Origin of the sequence: Mesorhizobium sp. CAU 1732, from assembly GCF_039888675.1 — a bacterium.
Classification (GTDB): Bacteria; Pseudomonadota; Alphaproteobacteria; order Rhizobiales; family Rhizobiaceae; genus Aerobium.
The window spans coordinates 243,303-260,437 of record NZ_JBDQQR010000003.1; the positions used below are offsets into that span (position 1 = coordinate 243,303).

A 17,135-nucleotide genomic window follows, 5' to 3' on the forward strand; every position below is an offset into this window, starting at 1 on the left:
TGCCCGTATTTTCCGGCGGCCAGCCGATCTGCCACCGACACCGTCCCGAAAGGGCTGCTTCCACAGGCATCACGCGTGACGCATTGCCATGCGTCAGAAGGCAAGCATACCCTTTCGCATGTAGAACCCTTCCGCGTAACGGTCGGGCGCCCGGCATTCCATGCCGCGGATTCGTGCGAGGCCACGGAAAAGCTCGTCGTCGAACCAGTCCTTGGACCGTTGCGAGCCGAAATGCGTCTCCAGGAGATCGATCTTGCGGTCCATGTGCTCGCGGCTGATCGGCGAATACATGTTCGGACGCCCGACATCGCCGTCCCATTTGGGAATCTCGTATTCGAGGATCAACTGGTCGCGAAACACGTTCCAGGTAAGCTCGCAGACCTCGCGGTGATCCTGATGCGCATCGTCGCGTGTATGGGTGAAGACCACGTCCGGCGTCGTACGCGCACGGATGTCGACCATCCACTGCTTGATCTGCGGGCTCTGCGACGGGAAATAGCTGTCCTCGAAATTGCCGAATTCGAGATGCTGCCGCGCGCCATTGCCGATGAAGGCATTCGCGGACGCTTCGGCTTCGTCGGCACGCTTGCCGCTGGCGCTGCACACGCACCAATACACCTCGAGATCGGCATTGGTCTCGATCAGCGTCAGGATGGTGCCGCCGAGACCGATTTCGATGTCGTCGGAATGCGCGCCGAAGCAGAGGATAGAGAGTGGCCGGTTTCCGCCCGCGAACTGCAACCCTTTCATGGCATCGCCATTGTCAGGTTCAGCGCCGAGGATCGCGTGCCCGCGTGCGGCTTCCACGGCATCTCGCCGCGCTCGACCATCTCCTCCAGCGCCTGCCAGTCGCGCAGCGTGTCCATTGACCGCCAGAAGCCCTCATGCTTGTAGGCCATCAGTCTGTCCTCGGCGATCAGCCGCGTGAACGGCTCGATGACCAACTCCTCGCCGTCGCGCATGTAGTCGAAGATTTCGCTGCGGAAGAGGAAATAGCCGCCATTGATCCAGATGTCCGAACGGTCCGACGTGCGGAATTCGCGCACGCGACCATCCTCGGCGATGTCGGCGAGATGATAGGTCAGCGGCGGGCGCACCGCGAGGAAGCAACCCACCTTTCCGCTCTTCTCGAAGCGCTCGATCATGTCGTCGAGGTCGACGTCGGTCAGGCCGTCGCTGTAGTTGGCCAGAAAAACCTTCTCGCCACGCACCTGGTCGCGAACGGCCCAGAGGCGCTGGCCGATATTGCGCCAGACGCCGGTGTCGATCAGCGTGATGCGCCAGTCGTGGCCGATCTCGCCCAGAATCTGCACTTGCCGGCCGCCTTCCGAGACGACGCAATCGGCGAAGCTCTGCGGCCGGAAATTCAGGAAGAAATCCTTGATGACGTTGGCCTTGTAACCGAGGCACAGCACGAAATCGTCGTGACCGTGATCGGAATAGTACTGCATCACATGGTGCAGGATCGGCTGATGGCCGAGCGGGATCATCGGCTTGGGAACGCCTTCCTTGTACTCGCGGATGCGCGTTCCAAGACCCCCGCAGAACAGGACGACTTTCATGACGGCGTCTCCCCGGGTTCGAACACCTCGACATGCGGGATCGGAACGACCAGCTTCGCGCCCCATGCGGATACGAAGTGGAGTTGTGCCGCAATCTCATGCCGCAGGTTCCATGGCAGGATGAGGATATAGTCCGGCCGCGCGCGCGCGATCGCCTCCGGTCCGTGGATCGGAATGTGCATGCCCGGCGTGTAGCGGCCATGCTTGTAAGGATTGCGATCGACCGTGAAGTCGATGAGATCCGTGCCGATGCCGCAATAGTTGAGCATCGTGTTGCCCTTGCCCGGCGCGCCATACCCGCAGACGCGCTTGCCGTCGTTCTTTGCCGCTATCAGGAACGCGAGCAGATCGCGCTTGACCTTCGTCGCCCGCTCGCCAAACGCGCCATAGGTCTCGATCCGGTCGAAACCCAACGCACGCTCATGATCGAGCAGCGTCCCGACGGCGTCCGCGACCGAATGGCTGGACGCCACGTGGGCGAGATAGACCCGCAGCGAGCCGCCATGCGTCGGCAACTCCTCGACATCGATGACCTTGAGCGCATGGCGCTTCGCCATGGTCATGATGGTCATGAGCGAGAAATACGAAAAGTGCTCGTGATAGATCGTGTCGAACTGGTTCTCGGCCATCAACCGTTCGAGATGCGGGAACTCCAGCGTGATGATGCCGTCCGGCTTGAGGATGATCGCCATGCCCGCGACGAAATCGTTCAGGTCCGGAACCTGCGCGAGCACGTTGTTGCCGATGATCAGGTCCGGGCGAACGCCCTCGGACACCAATTGCTCGGCAAGTGCGACACCAAAGAACTCGACCCGCGTCTCGATCCCCTTGTCGATCGCCACCTGCGCGACATTGGCCGCCGGTTCGATGCCGAGCACCGGCACGCCGAGCGGCCCGAAATGCTGCAGCAAATAGCCGTCATTGCTGGCGAGCTCGATCGCAAGACTGTCGCTGCTTATACCAAGCCGTTTGGTGATCGCCTCGCAATAGGCCTTCGCGTGAGCGACCCAGCTCGTGGAGTAGGACGAGAAATACGCGTACTCGGTGAAGATACTGTCCGGGCTGACATATTCCTTGAGCTGCACGAGGAAACACGTCTCGCAGACCAGCGCATGCAGCGGATAATAGACCTCCGGCATGTCGAGCTGCTGCGGCGTCCGAAAGTCCTCGCATGGCGGCGACATGCCGAGGTCCACGAATGTGTGCGTGAGCGGCGACGCGCAGAGGCGGCACGTGCCCGTGGATCGCGGCGACACAAGATCGCGCGCGATTTCGACTGCCTGGAAATTCATTCACCCGCTCCTGAAAGATGGTCCACGGCCGCCGCCACGGGGGTGACACACGCAACACACTCAAACCCGAACTGAAACATTGCGAACCCCCGCAGGTCGGCACGATACGCCGAGGCAAACGGCGGCAGTCGTGGTATTGCAACGATACGACCCGTGTCGTGGCGAGCCGATATGGCAGAACGGGCAACATGGTCACCCGAACGGTTGAGGCTACGTCGAAGCGACGCATCGGTGCCCGCACAGCACCGTGGCTGCCTGCCTACGCCCTTCGATGCAGGCCATCGCAGGGTCTACGCCTAAGGCAGGTTTTGCATCCGCGAGCATCAGGGCAGCATCATGCTTGCCAGGGCTCGGGAGTGTGTCGCCTTGCGTTTTGTGGAAGCCGGACTTGATGGGGCGTGGCTGATCGAACCGGAGCCGGTCGCGGATGAACGCGGCTCGTTCGCCAGAACCTTCTGCACGCGCGAATTCGCCGATCATGGGCTGGAGAGCAATTTCGTCCAGCACAGCGTCTCGCATTCGGTAAACCGCGGCACGCTGCGCGGCCTGCATTTCCAGCACGAGCCGCATGCGGAGGTGAAGGTGGTCAGTTGCATCCGGGGCGCGATCCTCGACGTCATCGTCGACATGCGCCCAGGCTCGCCCACGCGACGGCGATGGATATCGGTCGAGCTCACGCCGCAGAACCGCCGCCAGATTTATATCCCCAAAGGCTTCGCGCACGGCTTCATCACGCTCGATGACGACAGCGTGGTGTCCTACCTGATCTCGGAGTTCTACACGCCCGGTGCCGCGAGCGGCCTGCGCTACGACGACCCCACGCTTGGTATCGACTGGCGCGAGACGCCCACCGTGATCTCCGAACGCGATCAAGGCTGGACCTGGCTCGAAGCGTCACTCGCCTGAACTCAGCAGGCCTTCCGCTTCCAGCACATCGGCAGCATCAAGGATCAGCCGGTAGTGCAACCCCGAACGCTCCGCCATGTCGAGCAGCGAATGCGCACCGTCGGAAAGATTGAGCACCCAGAGCATCGGCATCGCCGCACCCGGCCCCGATCCGCCGAGCTTTGAATAAAGCCCGCGCCTGCCAAGCTGGGGTTCCCCCTTCGGCAGGAGGTTGACCGGTCGGCGGTCGGTTTCCACGATCTCGATCGCATCCATGATCAGGCGGTAGCTGCGCTCAAGATGTTCCGGCCTGATGAAGTCCAGATCGTCGGCCGACGTATGATATTCGGGAAACGTGCCGAAGGCGCTGTTCTGCAACAGGCCGACCGGCATATCGAACCCCGGCGAGCAGAACTGCCGCTCGTCGTAACCGTAGGGCGAGAACGGTATCGCCTTGCCGTTCGGTGGCAGGTGCGACACCAGATGCGCCATCGCGCGGTCGATGAGCGCGTTCCCCCGCCTGCTCTGCTTGTAGGTCGGCCCGCCCGCGTCGCCGACGCAGGAGACGACGAGGCCGTGATCGACGAGCGGCACGCGCTCTTCATTGGCGGCCAGCCAAGCGAGCGACCCGATCGTGCCCGGCGCGAACAGGAACCTGTAGGTGTGACGCGTCCGGCGGGCGACCAGATTGCGCGCCAGGAGCGTGAGGAGCGCCAAGCCCGAACAATTGTCGTTGGCAAGCGACGGGTGGCAGATATGCGCCGTCAGCAGGAACTCGCGTTCGGTCTCTCCTGCATGGACATACTCGCCATAGGTCAGGTGCCCGTCTGCCAGTTCGGAATCGATGCAGATCTCGTAGGTATCGTCCGTCATCGCATCGAGCGCACGCTGGCTCATGCAGAAACCCCAGTCCGGCTCGTAGTATGATGTGCGATACGGGATCAAATCCGGCTGATCCGGCAGCGTGAAGACGTGGCGCTTGAGATCGACCGTCGAGATATAGCGGCGGATCGGCATGGAATAGTTCACGACATGCAGGTTCGACGCCTTGAAATCGAGCACGCGGCGACCATCCGCCGAGCGGATAAATGCGTCCCGGATCGTCCATTCGCGCGGTATCCTCCAGTCGAACACCCGCGTCCCGGTCGGCACCGCGTGCTGCTCCAGATCGATGTGGCGGCCAAGCAGCCGCAGCGTCTCCCGCACGCCGGCGCCGGTGATGCTGCGGCAGATCGGATAGATTTCCGCCGCAAGCGCGTGGATTTCATCTCCAATCCGAACCGCGGCGACCGATGGGACTGGATAGACGCTCGCATCCATGAAAACTATCGACCTAGACAGCCATCGACATTTCGCGAGAGTAACGCGTCACGCTGGTATGGCGCAGATCGTCGGACAGGATGCCGCTGGCGATCAACTGCCTGATATGCGCGATACGCTGATAGCGTGTGCCCTCGAACTCGGCCTTGGACAGACCCGACGCCTTGAACGCGCCGTAGAGCTGCTTCGCACCCGCCAGCGCATCCCATTGCGGCCGCGCGTCGGGCAGGACCCGGGCGAGCTTCTCGAAGCTGACGCGGTAGGAGCGCGGGTCTGGACCGGCATCGCTGGCGAACTCGACGCGGCATCCCGGCACCACGCCCGCAACGATCTCGGCGATCTCGCTGATGCGGTAATTGTGCGCCGTCGTGCCGACATTGAACGCCTCGTTCCAGACCTTGTCGGTCGGCGCGGAAAGCCCCGCGATGAAGGCCCGCGCGATATCCTGGGCGTGCACGATCGGACGCCATGGCGTGCCGTCGGATTTCATGAAGATCAGCCCTTCCGCCACGCCCCAGGCGACGAGATTGTTGAGAACGATGTCGAACCGGATGCGCGGCGACAGCCCGTAAGCCGTGGCAGGCCGGAAGTAGACCGGGCAGAAATCGTCATCCGCCAGCGGTACGATATCGCGCTCGGCCATGACCTTGGACCAGCCATAGGGCGTGAGCGGTTTGAGCTCGCCCGTCTCGTCGATCAGGCCGGCGCTCGATATGCCGTAATTGCTGCACGACGACGCAAACAGGAAGCGCTTCACGCCGGCCGCCTTCGCCGCTTTCGCCATGCGGACGCTGCCGCGATGGTTGATGTCGTAGGTGATCTCGGGATTGAGATTGCTCAGCGGGTCGTTCGACAGCGCCGCGAGGTGGATGACCACATCCTGGCCGTCCAGATCCTCCGGCTCCACGTCGCGGACGTCCTTGCGCAACGACGGCACCAGAATTTGCGCGCCGCCCCGATCGTAGGTGCAGCGCTCATAGAGGTCGCAATCATATCCGGTGACCTGATGCCCCGCATTGAGAAGCATCGGCACCATCACCGAACCGAGATAGCCCTTGTGGCCCGTAACCAGTACCCGCATGCCCATGATCCCCGTGAGTGTTGGCAGAGCCTATCCATAGCGACCCGCGCCTGCGAGCCGACCGATGGGGTGACACGGCGGTGGCAATCTCGCTGCGCCCTCATCCGATTGGGGTAGAAGGTGACCATCGGTCGACGCAAGCGTGTGCCGAAACCGTCGAAATGCAGGTTCGCCTCAAGGTGGCCTGATCATCTAGGCTCCGGTCTACCGCTTCCACGGAGGACCCTGGATGAGTCTCGTCACGCCGATCGCGCAGCAGCGCGAGTTCTGGAACCGCTGGAACACGGAAACGCGCGAGAAGGGTATCGAGGAGATTTCCCGCAGGCAGGCGCAAACCGTCCGGCGCTGGCTGGAAGCGTCCGGCAGGACAGACCTCGACATTCTGGAAGTCGGCTGCGGCGCAGGGTGGTTCTGCGACGAACTCTCGGCCTACGGTTCGGTCACCGGCACGGATCTCTCAGACGAAGTGCTTGAACGCGCGCGCCAGCGGACCCCTGCCGCGCGCTTTCTCGCCGGCGACTTCATGACGCTCGACCTTGAGGGGGGCGGCTACGATGTCGTGGTCACGCTCGAAGTGCTGTCGCACATGGCAAACCAGCGACACTTCATCCGGAAGATCGCGGACCTGCTCCGGCCCGGCGGCACGCTCATGATGGCGACGCAGAACCGCACCGTGCTCGAGCGTCACAACCGGATCGATCCGCCGCAACCCGGCCAGTTGCGACGCTGGGTCGACAGGGACGAACTCACCGAACTGCTCAGCGATGCGTTCGACATCATCGAGATCGGCTCGGTGACCCCGCGCGCCAACAAGGGCATCATGCGGTACGTCAACTCACGCAAGCTGAATGCGCCGGTGCGTGCCGTCTTCGGCAATCAGGTCGAGCGGCTGAAGGAGAGGCTCGGCCTCGGCTGGACGTTGATGGCGCTGGCGCGCAAGCGCGATCACGCCTGAGCGATCTCGTCGTCGCGCTATGCGTCAGCTTTGAGGACCAGCACCCAATCGTGAAACCCGCTGCCGTTGAGACGTGCGGGCGGCGTCATGCGAACCGCGCCGCTATCGTCAACCTGCAAGACGCCGGCGTCCGTCAGCACACCGGTCGACGGATCGAACCACTGGGCGCTGGCCCCGGCAACGGCCAAACTTGCGTGATGAACGACGACTGCCTGAGCATCGAGCAGATAGGACACCGACAGCGACCCATCCGAAGACGCCGCGGTAAAAATGCGCTGCACGCCGATTCCGTGGACGGGCCTGTCCGCAGGAGCAGGCTTGAGCAGCCACCAGTCGATTGTGTCGAACAACGTCTTGAGATGCGTCATGCTCTGCGTGCCACGGCTTGCAAGCGCCTCCCGCCAACCGATCCCGCCGGTATCGTAGATGCCGGGGCCGCTGAAATGCCAGATCGGATTGTTGCCGAACAGGTGGCCGGCAGCACCGCCCAGAAGCGCGCCATAGGCTGCTATGCGCAGTGTCTCCTCGGTCGAGCCATGCTCGTTTTCATAAGCGGTCTCGAGCATCAGGACAGGCATGGCGGATTGCTGATATCGCTCCAGAACCTGCCCATGCACGTCGCCATAGGTATAGACGGTATCCATCGCCAGCCAGGGTTCGCCCTTCCAGACTTGCCCGGTGATCGAGTCAGGCGCGCAGTGCGCCGTCGCGATGCCGGCAGCCCCGGCATCCGCCAGTCCGTCGGCCACGGCGCGGACGAGCCCGCGATCCGGCGGATCGTAGTCGCCGCCATGCAGCCACATGATGTTCGGCAGATGCGCAAAGCGCCGGCCGACAAACCCGCCATAGGCCCTCATAACCTCCGGCCCCGCGGTAACCATCTCCTGATACCAGCCTTCGTCGCCGCCACCGAACCCCAGATAGACGGGCGTCAGAAGCACCAGCAGGCCGCGTTGCAGCGCCTGGTTGATGACCCATTCGGCCTGGTCGAAATAGAGCGGGTTCGGCTGCGAGAAATCCCCCCGCGCCAGAAACGGATCTTCGCCATACGCGTTGCGCGGCGCGTCCGTCGTGAACTTGCGCTCGATCAGCGAGACGAGGATCGTGTTGAAGCCGCGCTTGCTGCGGTCGTCGAGATAAAGCAGCGTCTCCTCGCGCGTCAGGTCCGCGATCAACGACCACGCGGTGTCCCCATGGATCATGAACGGCGTTCCGGTTCCGTCGATGACATGGCGCTTGTCCGGCGAGACCGCGAGCGGAAACCGGCCGCTCGGCAGGTGCTGCGCGGTAAGCGGTCTCACCGCCATCAGCAGCGGCACGCCGACCAGCAAGGCGCGCCGGTTGATCACCGCACGACCGCGAGCCTCGCGCTCGCCTCGCTCGCATCGGCATGGTTGAAGCGCCGGAACACGACCTGCGACGGACGCCCCACCAGATGCCGCTCCACGCCATCTTCCAGCGCGCGCGCATAGACGCCCAGCGCGCCGTCCATCGCCTCGATCGTGAGGTTCACATCCTCGTCGCTGTGAGCGTAGCTCACCACCAGCGACGGCATGAGGATGCCCCGCTTTATCGTCTCTTGCAGGAACAGCGTGCGGAATGGCTGCGAGGCCTGCCCTTCCCGATCGAGCGTCGCGAAGGCAAGACAGCAGTCGCGTCCCGCCACCTTGAAGACGCCTTCCAGTCCACGCGCCCGAACCGCCGCCTCGATGCCGGCTCGAAGGTTCGATCCCTGCCGGTAAAGGTGCTCGATCACCGGCTCATTTCTGTAGACGCGCATCGTGGCGATGGCGGCCGCAAGCGCGTGCGTCTCCGCGCCATGCGTCGTGGAAAGCAGGAACACGCGCGGGCGGTCGGTGTGATCGAGCCCGCCGAGCCGCATGATCTCGCGTCTGCCGGCCAGCGCGGACACCGAGAAGCCATTGCCGAGCGCCTTGCCGAAACAGGACAAATCCGGCGTCACGCCATAGAGCTGCTGCGCCCCGCCGACATGCCAGCGAAACCCAGTGATCATTTCGTCGAAGATCAGGAGCGCGCCGTTCTCGTGGCAGATGCGCTGCACGCTTTGCAGATAGTTCGCAGGCGGATCGTCGCCACGCGACGCCTCCATGATCACGGCGGCGATCTTGCCGTGGTGCTGCGAGAAGAGGTCGCGCAGGCTGTCCGGATCGCTGTAGCGAAACGTAGTCGTCAGGCGACGCGTCGCTTCGGGAATGCCCGAATTCATCGGCGTCGTCCCGATGAACCAGTCGTCGGTCGAGAAGAACGGATGGTCGGCGCAACACGCGATCATATCGCGCCCTGTATAGGCCCGCGCCAGCCTGACCGCGCCGGACGTCGCATCCGACCCATCCTTGCAGAACTTCACCATCTCGGCGCACGGAATGGTTTCGAGAAACGCCTCCGCGCAGGCCGGTTCGAGCATATGCGGGCGCGTGAAGTTGCTTCCGTCCTGCATCGCCCGCATCGCGGCCTCGACGATCTCGGGATAGGCGTGACCCAGTCCGACGGCGCGGTTGCCCATGCCGTATTCGATGTACTCGTTGCCATCGACATCCCAGACGTGCGAGCCGCTGCCGCGCGCGATGAACCCTGGCGAAAGAACCGGATACTGGTCGTCGCCCTTGGCGTAGGTGTGCGCACCGCCTGGAATCATCGCATGAGCGCGCGCGCGCAGCGCGTCCGATTTGCCAAAGCCATGGTCGATCATGCCCGCCTCCTGGTTTCGTCGCTGCGGGGCTGCACGCGCTCACGCGCACCCCGGAGCCAGTTCTTGACGTTTTGCGGCAGATAGGTGCGCAAACCCGTGCGCAAGCCTGACGGATAGGCCCACTGCGATAGCGGCAGCGCGGCCGGCACGGGCGGTTTGCGCGTCACGACGTCCCGCATCAGCGCTGCATAGGAATCCGCCATCTGCTCAAGGCCGAAACAGCGGCGCGCGCGCTCCCTGCTGCGCACCGACATCGCGTCCAGAAGCGCCGGGTCGCGCGCGAGCTCGTCGATGCACGCCGCCGCGATGCCCCGTTCGCCGATCGGGAAAAGCAGCCCCGTGACGCCGTTCTGCACGATCGTATCGGTCACGCCCGCGAGGTGCGAGACGACGGGAACGCATCCTGCCGCCATGGCCTCGACGATCGTCAACCCGAACCCTTCGAACCGGGATGGCATGATCATAACGTCGTGGGCGAGAAGAAGATCGGGCACGTCCGCCTGCGCGACGGAGCCCGCAAAGCGCGCGCGATCGCCGAAGCGCGTCATGCGCGCCTTCAGCTTCGTCAGATCAGGCCCGTCGCCCGCCACCGTCAGGGTCATGGGTTCGGCAGTCTTCGACAGGATGTCGGGGAGCCAGAACACGCCCTTGGATGCGTCCTCGATGCGCCCGAGATACAGGAGGCGCAGTCCGTCGTCGCGGCTTCGCGGCGGTCGCGCGCGCATCGCCACCGCCTCGACATCGACCGCATTCGGTATCGCCACCGTCCGCTTCGCATCGAATCCGTATGCGCTGACGAGGTCGCGGCGACACCGCTCCGACACGCCGACCGTGGCGTGAACATGCTCGCGGATCGCGCGCGCCGCCCCATAGGTGCCGGGCGTGATGTTGTGGACGATCATGATGCGCGTCATGCTGGCCGGAAGATACCGCGCGAGGTTCATGTCGACCCGGTCTGCGAGCACGTTGACGAACACCCCGTCATACCTGCGCTGCGCAAGCGCATCCATCATCGCGGCCGCGCGAAACCCGTCGTTCGTAGAGGCACAAGCGACGAAGGCTCCCGCCCGCGCATCATCGTCCGGCAACAGGCCGGGCCTGGCGCCAGCATCCTCGAGCGCGATCCATTCGACCTCGATTCCATGCGCCGCCAGCCCCTTTCGCAGATGGCTGAAGAGGGTGAACGTCCCGCCCATATGCGGTTTGACGAAATAGGCAAATCTCAAAGTGGACCTGCTTCGTTGCCGAGTGCCGGGCACGATCCCGGCAATAACCCTGAGCCATGCTATGTCGGCCCGTTCGCGCTGTAAGACCTGCAATGGAGCGGTGGGGTAAGCCTTTCGGGTGAACGCGCCGCGCGCGCTAATGCCTCCGAATTTCCGGACCACTCCCCTTCGGAGGCGAGGTCGCTTCCAAGCAGCCAAAGGTCAGCCTTGCTCGCCCCCTCACGGCAGGCGGATACGGATGGGCGATCATCGGCGAGGCGAAACATGCGACTTGGTCTCTTCGGACAATTCGGCACCGGCAATTCTGGAAATGACTCGTCGCTCGAAGCGATGATCCGCCTCCTTCGCACGCACCGCCCGGACGCGGAGCTCATCTGCATCTGTCCGAATCCCGCGCAGGTAACAGCCGATTTCGGGATCAAGGCCATTTCAAGCGGCCGCGCCGATCCCAAGGGCAGACTTTCCACGGGAGCGATCGCCCGCTTGGTCGGTCGCATGCGCAATCTCGTCTATCCGTTTGCTGCGGCCGGCCTCCTGGATGCACTCATCGTTCCGGGAACGGGCTTCCTGGACGACTTTCAGGAGGTGCCGTTCGGATGGCCGTTCATGATCATGCGCTGGAGCCTGGCGGCTCGTCTTCGTGGCGCGAAACTCGCCTTCGTCAGCATCGGCGCGGGCCCCATTCGCCACGCGATGAGCAGGCGGTTCATGGTCGCGGCGGCCCGCCTCTGTCACTATCGATCGTATCGCGACCAGATCTCGAAGGATTTCATGATCGCGCTGGGCTGCGGCAGCGACGCCGATCGCGTCTATCCCGACCTTGCCTTTTCGTTGATCGCCCCGAATGGCAGAGCGCCCGGCGGCGAGAGGGTGACGGTGGGCGTGGGCGTCATGGCCTATGCAGGCTGGGTCAGGCAGCACGCCGACAGCGAAGCGATCTACGATCGCTACACGGGTCGGATCGTCGCCTTCATTGCCTGGCTTCTCGGGCAGGGCCACGATGTTCGTTTGCTGACGGGCGACAAGCAGGACAAGCAGGCCGTGTCGGATGTGCTCGAACGACTGAAGGCGCATACGCCCCCTGACATTTCGGCAACCGTGACGCTTCAGCCGACCCGCACGCTGCAGGAACTCATGGAGCAGATCGCCCTCACTGACATCGTAGTTGCGACACGGTTTCACAATGTTATCGGCGCCTTGAAGATGGCCCGACCCGTCGTCTCGCTGGGCTATGCCAGGAAGAACGAAGTTCTGCTGGAGGATATGGGCCTGCACGATATGTCCCAGCCCATCGAGAATCTGGACCTCGATCTCCTGAAGACGCAGTTCGCCCGTGTGCTTCGAGACAGGACGATCATCTCCGACCAGATCAGAGGGTGCACGACGCTCTACGCGTCCAGGCTCGCCGAGCAGGAGCGCGCGCTGCTGCGCATTCTCTCGCCGCGGCGATCAGGCGAGCGCTCGGGCGATACCCAGCCCTCCGGCTTCCCGACCTGAAGGCAATCAGGCTTCGCGCACGTTCAGGCGTGCGCGCATCGCCGAAAGCGTTGCCGCGACCCGCTTCGAAACATCGTCGCGCTTCAACAGCGAAACGAGCGGTGGAAACACAGCCAGAGATGGCCGGCGTGAAATCGCGAATTTCAGGAGATCGAGAACACCCGGCTCGCCCCGAACCGCGTGCGACAGCGCGCACCAATATGCTCGGTTCGCCAAGCTGTGCCGCGCGATGCGATGCAACTGCTCGGGATCCGGTACGTTGGGATCGCAGCTCTTGAAGAATGCGTCGAACGCCTTTTCCATCTCCAGATTCCACTTGTGCACATTGCTGACCACGGCGGACTGGTTGACGGGATGGATGCGTGCCTGCACCTGCACCGCGTCTATCCTGGCCGCGTCTCCAAGCGCGCAGAACCGCATCCACATCTCAACATCGTCGGTGTGGGCGAGTTCGCGCCGATAATGCCCCGCCTGTTTCTGGACGCGCGTCCGCACCACCGCCGTCGGTCCTCCGATCGGGCTGCGGCCCGTTGCACAAAATTCATTCAGGAGATCGAGCCCGGCAATGATCTGCGGATGCAGGAACACGGAAGACCTTTCCTCGACCGGCTGCCGCTCGCCGGCAAGAAATTGGGTCCTGCCGAATGCCAGATGCACGTTGCCATTCGCCTCCATCGCACGCATTGCGCGGCGCAGAGCCTTGGGTGCAAGCAGGTCGTCGGCACACAGGATTGCGAAGTAGTCCGACGCCGCCCAGTCCACGCCCTCGTTGAACGAGGCATGCGGGCCGAGATTGACGTCGCGCAATCGCAGTTCGATCCGCCTGTCCATGGCGGCAAGCCGCCGTGCAACCTCGCGGCTGTCATCGGTCGACGCATTGTCGATGATCAGGATGCGAAGATCGTCGATCCCCTGCGCGCGCACGCTCTCGACGCAGTCGGCGAGATAGCGACCGTAATTGTAGCTTGGAATGACGATGTCGATACCCGGCAAGTCATGCTCCCTCAACGTTGTGGAATGGCTGGCGCACATCGCTCATTCCGCCGGTTCCGTCCGTGGCGCGGCGGAGAACCGAAGACGATCGCCGACTTTTGCGACGAGCGGCCCGAGGACCGGCAGCCGGACCAATTCGTGGCACACGGGGTGCCGCGTGAGATGGATGCCAGCCAGCCAACCCATGCCCGCCAGAGCGACGATCGACAGAGCCTCCAGCGGCGTGAATTCGAAGTGCCAGCCGGACAGCGCGGCGACAGCCAGCGGCCCCGCCATCGTTCCAAGCGTGACCGTTCCACTTTGCATGAGCATCCCACCAAATGCGCGCCACTCGAACGGCACGGCCTTGCGGACGAAGTACAGCGCGATCAGCATCTCGACCGGAATCGCAACGAACTGCCCGAGCGCCATCGCCTTGATGCCGCCGAGGCTCGCCAGGCACAGCACGATGGCGGCAAAGGCGCGGGAGAAGAGGTTCGAGAGGAACGCCGCCTTGTTGTGTCCCGTCGCCATCAGGATCGGATGCGTCAGGATGACGGGAAAGAAGAACAGGCTCGCGACGGCCACGATGCGCACCAGAGGGACGATCTCCATCCAGGCCTGGCCGAGCAGGACGCGCACCACGCTGTCGGCCAGCAACGCCATCATGAGAAGTGCCGGCCAGTAGATCACGGTGATCAGCCCGAGCGCGCGCAGATAGGTATCGCCGATATCCCTGCCTTCGCGGGCGCGCTCCGCGAGTACCGGGAACGCAATCGCGAAGATCGCGCCGAGCAGCATGCGATCGGGTATCGCGCACACGGCGCTGGTTCGGTTGTAGAGACCGACATCCGACATCGGCATCACGCGCCCGAGCACCAATTGCGGGATCGCGTCGTAGACCCGGTCGACCAGTCCCACCGCGCCGCGATACCGCCCGAACTCGTAGACGAAACGCCAGGATTTGAGCGACGGCTTGAAGCCGAATGCGTCGGGGGTGGCGACCGCGGCCACCGCCAGCATGACGCATGACGACGCGAGGCTTCCCCATGCGTAGCTCATGAAGCCATGCCCGAATGCGGCAAGTCCGATCGTGACGGTGGCCGAGGCGCAGAGACTTGCGGTGCGCAACCGCGCAAGCGCACCGAAGCGCATGTCGCGGCGCAGCAGCGCGACGGCCGGAAAGGCGAGCGCCTCCACGATCGACGCCGCGATCAGCACCCAGATGAACGGTATCAGTCCGGCCTGGCCGTAGAATCCAGCGAGGAGCGGTGCGCCCAGAAACACGAGAATGGCCAGGATCAGCGTCACGCCGAGAAGGATCGTCGCCGATGTGCGGATGTCGATCGCCTCGACCGTGGGTCGCTGGATCAGAAATTCGGCGGTGGCGAATTCACGGAACGAGAAGACGATGACGCAGATGCCGAGCCCCACCACGGCGGTCCCGATTTCCGCGGGCGACAGGATGCGCGCCAGCGCGGCCACCATGCCGAAATTGACGAGAAGGGCGAGATATTGCTCGACCGACGCCATCATGAATGCGCGACGTACACGGCTCATGCGTCCAGCCGCTCCCCTGCAAGCAGGCGGCGAAACGTCGCCGCGAATACTGTCTGGCCCATTCGCCAGCATAGGTTGAATGCGGGCAGGCAAAACGTGCGCTTTCGGTCATCGCCCGGCTTCGAAAGTGGTAGATGGCCTCAGAACGTCAGTCGTTCGTGGTTGACCCTGATCGCCTCGACGATCCGGCTCGCAACCTCGGTATCCGAAATGCGGCTGAACCCGCTTGATTGACTGAGAGTTTTGAGTGCGTCGTTCAACAGCCCCTGCACATCTTTGTCGGTCATCTTGCCACGCGCCTCGAGCTCGAGGAGCATCGACTGGCTGATATACAAGGCCGCAAGCGCAACAGCTTTCGAACTGGCGTTTCGAATGATGGTTTCCATGGTGTCCACGTGCTCCGAGCCGCTCACGGTGCGTCGCGGGCGTACAGTGAGATCGTCGTCATCAATATGGAAGCGAGACATGTCTTCCTCGTTTCTGAACAGACATCCAGCAATCGCGCAGGGACCATGCCGGACACGCATCACGTCCGTCCCTTGAATCGCAAAGCTCGTTCCACCGCTGGGTCCAACGGATCGAGTCTCGCACTTTCGCGGAGGGAATTCGCGCTGACATATCAGTGGAGGCCTAGTCCTTCCTTGCCCGCCACACCTCCAATCGCGTGAATGGCGAATACGCACGCCGCATGTCGATCACAGGCGGCAAGCGGCGGTCATCGAGACAGCCATGGGGAGAAGCCCGGGATACGCAATCGGCATTGCCGTCATTCACCCCTACGCCAGCGGGAGGTGTCGAAGCGCGATAGCGCAGCCCATTCCTCCTTAGGCGTAGGAGCCACCCCCTCTTTTCCCAAGTCGAACACGCCATGCGCGAACCGTAGCATGCAGTCGGATCGCGGGCGGTGCAGCGGATTCGAGGCGCTGGCCATGTATGTCGGGGGTGGAATTGTCGAATTTGTACGCGCATCTGTTGAACGCATTCCTGCTGACCATCGTCTTCATCATGTTCTTGCGCCGGGTCGCGCCCGAGCTTCGGCTCGTGGATTTGCCCGATCCGCGCAAGCAGCACGAAGGAGCGGTGCCGCTGTGCGGCGGGCTTTCGATCTTCACCGCCTTCATGCTGACCGCGATCGGGTTCAGCGACGAGATGCGCATACCCTGGAATATGGAAGTGGGTCTCGTCCTGCTGGTGCTCGTCGGCGCGGCCGATGACCGGTGGCGGCTGTCGGCGCGGTCGAGGCTGTGCGCGGAACTCGCCGCCGCCATCATCCTGGTGGCGTTCGCCAGCAACTCCCAAATCAATCTGGGAACGATCATCACCGAAAATCCCTGGCTCCTCTCGTCGCTCGCGGGCGCGATCCTGTCCGTCTTCTTCCTTGTCGGCACCGTCAACGCCTTCAACATGCTCGACGGCATCGACGGTCTGGCGGGTGCGAGTGCCGCCGCCGCTTTGTTCTGGCTGGCGCTCTTCTCTGTCCATTCGGGAGACGGCGCGTTGGCGCTCCAGGAACTCACCGTCCTGGCCGCCGTGATCGGGTTCCTCGTCTTCAACATGCGCCATCCATGGCGCCCCCGCGCCAGCGTCTTCATGGGCGATGCCGGCAGCGTCATGCTCGGCGCGGTTCTTGCCATTGCGGTCATTCGTCTCGCGAACGGCGAGAACGGAATACCCTTCGCCACATTGCTCTGGGTGCTCGCAGTGCCGATCGTCGATACGCTCAGCCTGATCGCACGTCGGACGATGGCGCGGCGCAGCCCCTTTTCCGCCGATCGCCAGCATCTGCATCATTTGCTCGTGGATATGGGCGTGTCTCACGCGCGTGCGGCCGGCGTGCTCACCGCGGCGACGGTGGTCTGCGGCGGCGTCGGCTATATCGGCCTGATCGCCGGCGTCCGGGATGGGGTCATGGCGTTCGGACTTCTGGTTCCCTTCTTCGCGCACACGGCTTTCGTGATCTTCGCCAACGGACACATCGTACCGGCCACGCGCGGCCGTGTCGGACAGCAGCCGCAAACGTTTCCGTCGATCCTCGGTGAAAAGCGATGACCACGATGACGCTACCGCAGACGCGG

Annotated in this window: 15 protein-coding genes; 4 read left to right on the forward strand and 11 right to left on the reverse strand. The window is 63.5% G+C overall.

Annotation, left to right across the window (positions count from 1 at the left end):
- Positions 1 to 93: 93 nt before the first annotated feature.
- From AAFN55_RS22780 to AAFN55_RS22790, 3 genes are read right to left on the reverse strand one after another with little or no spacing between them, the layout of a single operon-like run.
- Positions 94 to 750 carry a PIG-L deacetylase family protein gene (locus AAFN55_RS22780; RefSeq protein WP_347801273.1) on the reverse strand — a complete coding sequence of 219 codons (657 nt, stop codon included), beginning with the start codon at positions 748 to 750 and terminating at the stop codon, positions 94 to 96.
- On the reverse strand, positions 747 to 1,562 hold the full coding sequence (locus AAFN55_RS22785) for a sugar phosphate nucleotidyltransferase (RefSeq protein ID WP_347801274.1): 816 nt from the start codon (positions 1,560 to 1,562) through the stop codon (positions 747 to 749). Before AAFN55_RS22785 ends, AAFN55_RS22780 begins: the two co-directional genes overlap by 4 nt.
- Positions 1,559 to 2,854, reverse strand: a complete 1,296-nt coding sequence (locus AAFN55_RS22790) for a class I SAM-dependent methyltransferase (RefSeq protein WP_347801275.1) — start codon at positions 2,852 to 2,854, stop codon at positions 1,559 to 1,561. The genes AAFN55_RS22785 and AAFN55_RS22790 overlap by 4 nt, the downstream gene beginning before the upstream one ends.
- 366 nt (positions 2,855 to 3,220) lie before the next feature.
- On the opposite strand from AAFN55_RS22790, the gene rfbC reads away from it, so the two are divergent.
- On the forward strand, positions 3,221 to 3,760 hold the full coding sequence (rfbC, locus tag AAFN55_RS22795; protein WP_347801276.1) for a dTDP-4-dehydrorhamnose 3,5-epimerase: 540 nt from the start codon (positions 3,221 to 3,223) through the stop codon (positions 3,758 to 3,760).
- Here rfbC and AAFN55_RS22800 read toward each other — a convergent pair.
- Both AAFN55_RS22800 and AAFN55_RS22805 read right to left on the reverse strand, forming a co-directional pair.
- Positions 3,749 to 5,059, reverse strand: a complete 1,311-nt coding sequence (locus AAFN55_RS22800; protein WP_347801277.1) for a DUF4910 domain-containing protein — start codon at positions 5,057 to 5,059, stop codon at positions 3,749 to 3,751. The genes rfbC and AAFN55_RS22800 overlap by 12 nt on opposite strands.
- A gap of 13 nt (positions 5,060 to 5,072) precedes the next feature.
- Positions 5,073 to 6,140, reverse strand: coding sequence for an NAD(P)-dependent oxidoreductase (locus AAFN55_RS22805; protein ID WP_347801278.1), 1,068 nt, complete (start codon positions 6,138 to 6,140; stop codon positions 5,073 to 5,075).
- A 229-nt stretch (positions 6,141 to 6,369) separates the two neighbouring features.
- Between AAFN55_RS22805 and AAFN55_RS22810 the strand changes: the two genes are divergently transcribed.
- Complete coding sequence (locus AAFN55_RS22810; protein ID WP_347801279.1) at positions 6,370 to 7,095, forward strand: class I SAM-dependent methyltransferase; 726 nt, start codon at positions 6,370 to 6,372, stop codon at positions 7,093 to 7,095.
- Positions 7,096 to 7,112: 17 nt separating this feature from the next.
- Here the strand turns inward: AAFN55_RS22810 and AAFN55_RS22815 are convergent, their stop codons facing one another.
- The 3 genes from AAFN55_RS22815 to AAFN55_RS22825 are packed head-to-tail and all read right to left on the reverse strand — an operon-like array spanning position 7,113 to position 11,031.
- The gene (locus tag AAFN55_RS22815; RefSeq protein ID WP_347801280.1) at positions 7,113 to 8,444 is read right to left on the reverse strand and encodes a DUF4038 domain-containing protein; all 1,332 of its coding nucleotides are present in this window, start codon (positions 8,442 to 8,444) and stop codon (positions 7,113 to 7,115) included.
- Complete coding sequence (locus AAFN55_RS22820) at positions 8,441 to 9,805, reverse strand: glutamate-1-semialdehyde 2,1-aminomutase (protein WP_347801281.1); 1,365 nt, start codon at positions 9,803 to 9,805, stop codon at positions 8,441 to 8,443. The genes AAFN55_RS22815 and AAFN55_RS22820 overlap by 4 nt, the downstream gene beginning before the upstream one ends.
- Positions 9,802 to 11,031, reverse strand: a complete 1,230-nt coding sequence (locus AAFN55_RS22825; RefSeq protein ID WP_347801282.1) for a glycosyltransferase family 4 protein — start codon at positions 11,029 to 11,031, stop codon at positions 9,802 to 9,804. The genes AAFN55_RS22820 and AAFN55_RS22825 overlap by 4 nt, the downstream gene beginning before the upstream one ends.
- A 264-nt stretch (positions 11,032 to 11,295) precedes the next feature.
- Here AAFN55_RS22825 and AAFN55_RS22830 point away from each other — a divergent pair, with 264 nt between their 5' ends.
- On the forward strand, positions 11,296 to 12,528 hold the full coding sequence (locus AAFN55_RS22830) for a polysaccharide pyruvyl transferase family protein (RefSeq protein ID WP_347801283.1): 1,233 nt from the start codon (positions 11,296 to 11,298) through the stop codon (positions 12,526 to 12,528).
- A 6-nt stretch (positions 12,529 to 12,534) separates the two neighbouring features.
- Here AAFN55_RS22830 and AAFN55_RS22835 read toward each other — a convergent pair whose 3' ends face one another.
- From AAFN55_RS22835 to AAFN55_RS22845, 3 genes are all read right to left on the reverse strand, one after another.
- Positions 12,535 to 13,521, reverse strand: coding sequence for a glycosyltransferase family A protein (locus tag AAFN55_RS22835; protein ID WP_347801284.1), 987 nt, complete (start codon positions 13,519 to 13,521; stop codon positions 12,535 to 12,537).
- Between the two features lie 42 nt (positions 13,522 to 13,563).
- Complete coding sequence (locus AAFN55_RS22840) at positions 13,564 to 15,060, reverse strand: oligosaccharide flippase family protein (protein ID WP_347801285.1); 1,497 nt, start codon at positions 15,058 to 15,060, stop codon at positions 13,564 to 13,566.
- Between the two features lie 140 nt (positions 15,061 to 15,200).
- Positions 15,201 to 15,527 carry a hypothetical protein gene (locus tag AAFN55_RS22845; protein WP_347801286.1) on the reverse strand — a complete coding sequence of 109 codons (327 nt, stop codon included), beginning with the start codon at positions 15,525 to 15,527 and terminating at the stop codon, positions 15,201 to 15,203.
- Positions 15,528 to 16,008: 481 nt separating this feature from the next.
- Between AAFN55_RS22845 and AAFN55_RS22850 the strand changes: the two genes are divergently transcribed.
- Positions 16,009 to 17,109, forward strand: coding sequence for an MraY family glycosyltransferase (locus AAFN55_RS22850; protein WP_347801287.1), 1,101 nt, complete (start codon positions 16,009 to 16,011; stop codon positions 17,107 to 17,109).
- Positions 17,110 to 17,135: the final 26 nt, after the last annotated feature.

What these genes read in the sequence shown, in the direction of transcription:
- AAFN55_RS22780 (WP_347801273.1), bottom strand. Translation starts at nt 750, where the DNA reads ATGAAAGGGTTGCAGTTCGCGGGCGGAAACCGGCCACTCTCTATCCTC.
- AAFN55_RS22790 (WP_347801275.1), bottom strand. Translation starts at nt 2,854, where the DNA reads ATGAATTTCCAGGCAGTCGAAATCGCGCGCGATCTTGTGTCGCCGCGA.
- AAFN55_RS22785 (WP_347801274.1), bottom strand. Translation starts at nt 1,562, where the DNA reads ATGAAAGTCGTCCTGTTCTGCGGGGGTCTTGGAACGCGCATCCGCGAG.
- AAFN55_RS22810 (WP_347801279.1), top strand. Translation starts at nt 6,370, where the DNA reads ATGAGTCTCGTCACGCCGATCGCGCAGCAGCGCGAGTTCTGGAACCGC.
- AAFN55_RS22830 (WP_347801283.1), top strand. Translation starts at nt 11,296, where the DNA reads ATGCGACTTGGTCTCTTCGGACAATTCGGCACCGGCAATTCTGGAAAT.
- AAFN55_RS22845 (WP_347801286.1), bottom strand. Translation starts at nt 15,527, where the DNA reads ATGTCTCGCTTCCATATTGATGACGACGATCTCACTGTACGCCCGCGA.
- AAFN55_RS22820 (WP_347801281.1), bottom strand. Translation starts at nt 9,805, where the DNA reads ATGATCGACCATGGCTTTGGCAAATCGGACGCGCTGCGCGCGCGCGCT.
- AAFN55_RS22805 (WP_347801278.1), bottom strand. Translation starts at nt 6,140, where the DNA reads ATGCGGGTACTGGTTACGGGCCACAAGGGCTATCTCGGTTCGGTGATG.
- AAFN55_RS22840 (WP_347801285.1), bottom strand. Translation starts at nt 15,060, where the DNA reads ATGAGCCGTGTACGTCGCGCATTCATGATGGCGTCGGTCGAGCAATAT.
- AAFN55_RS22800 (WP_347801277.1), bottom strand. Translation starts at nt 5,059, where the DNA reads ATGGATGCGAGCGTCTATCCAGTCCCATCGGTCGCCGCGGTTCGGATT.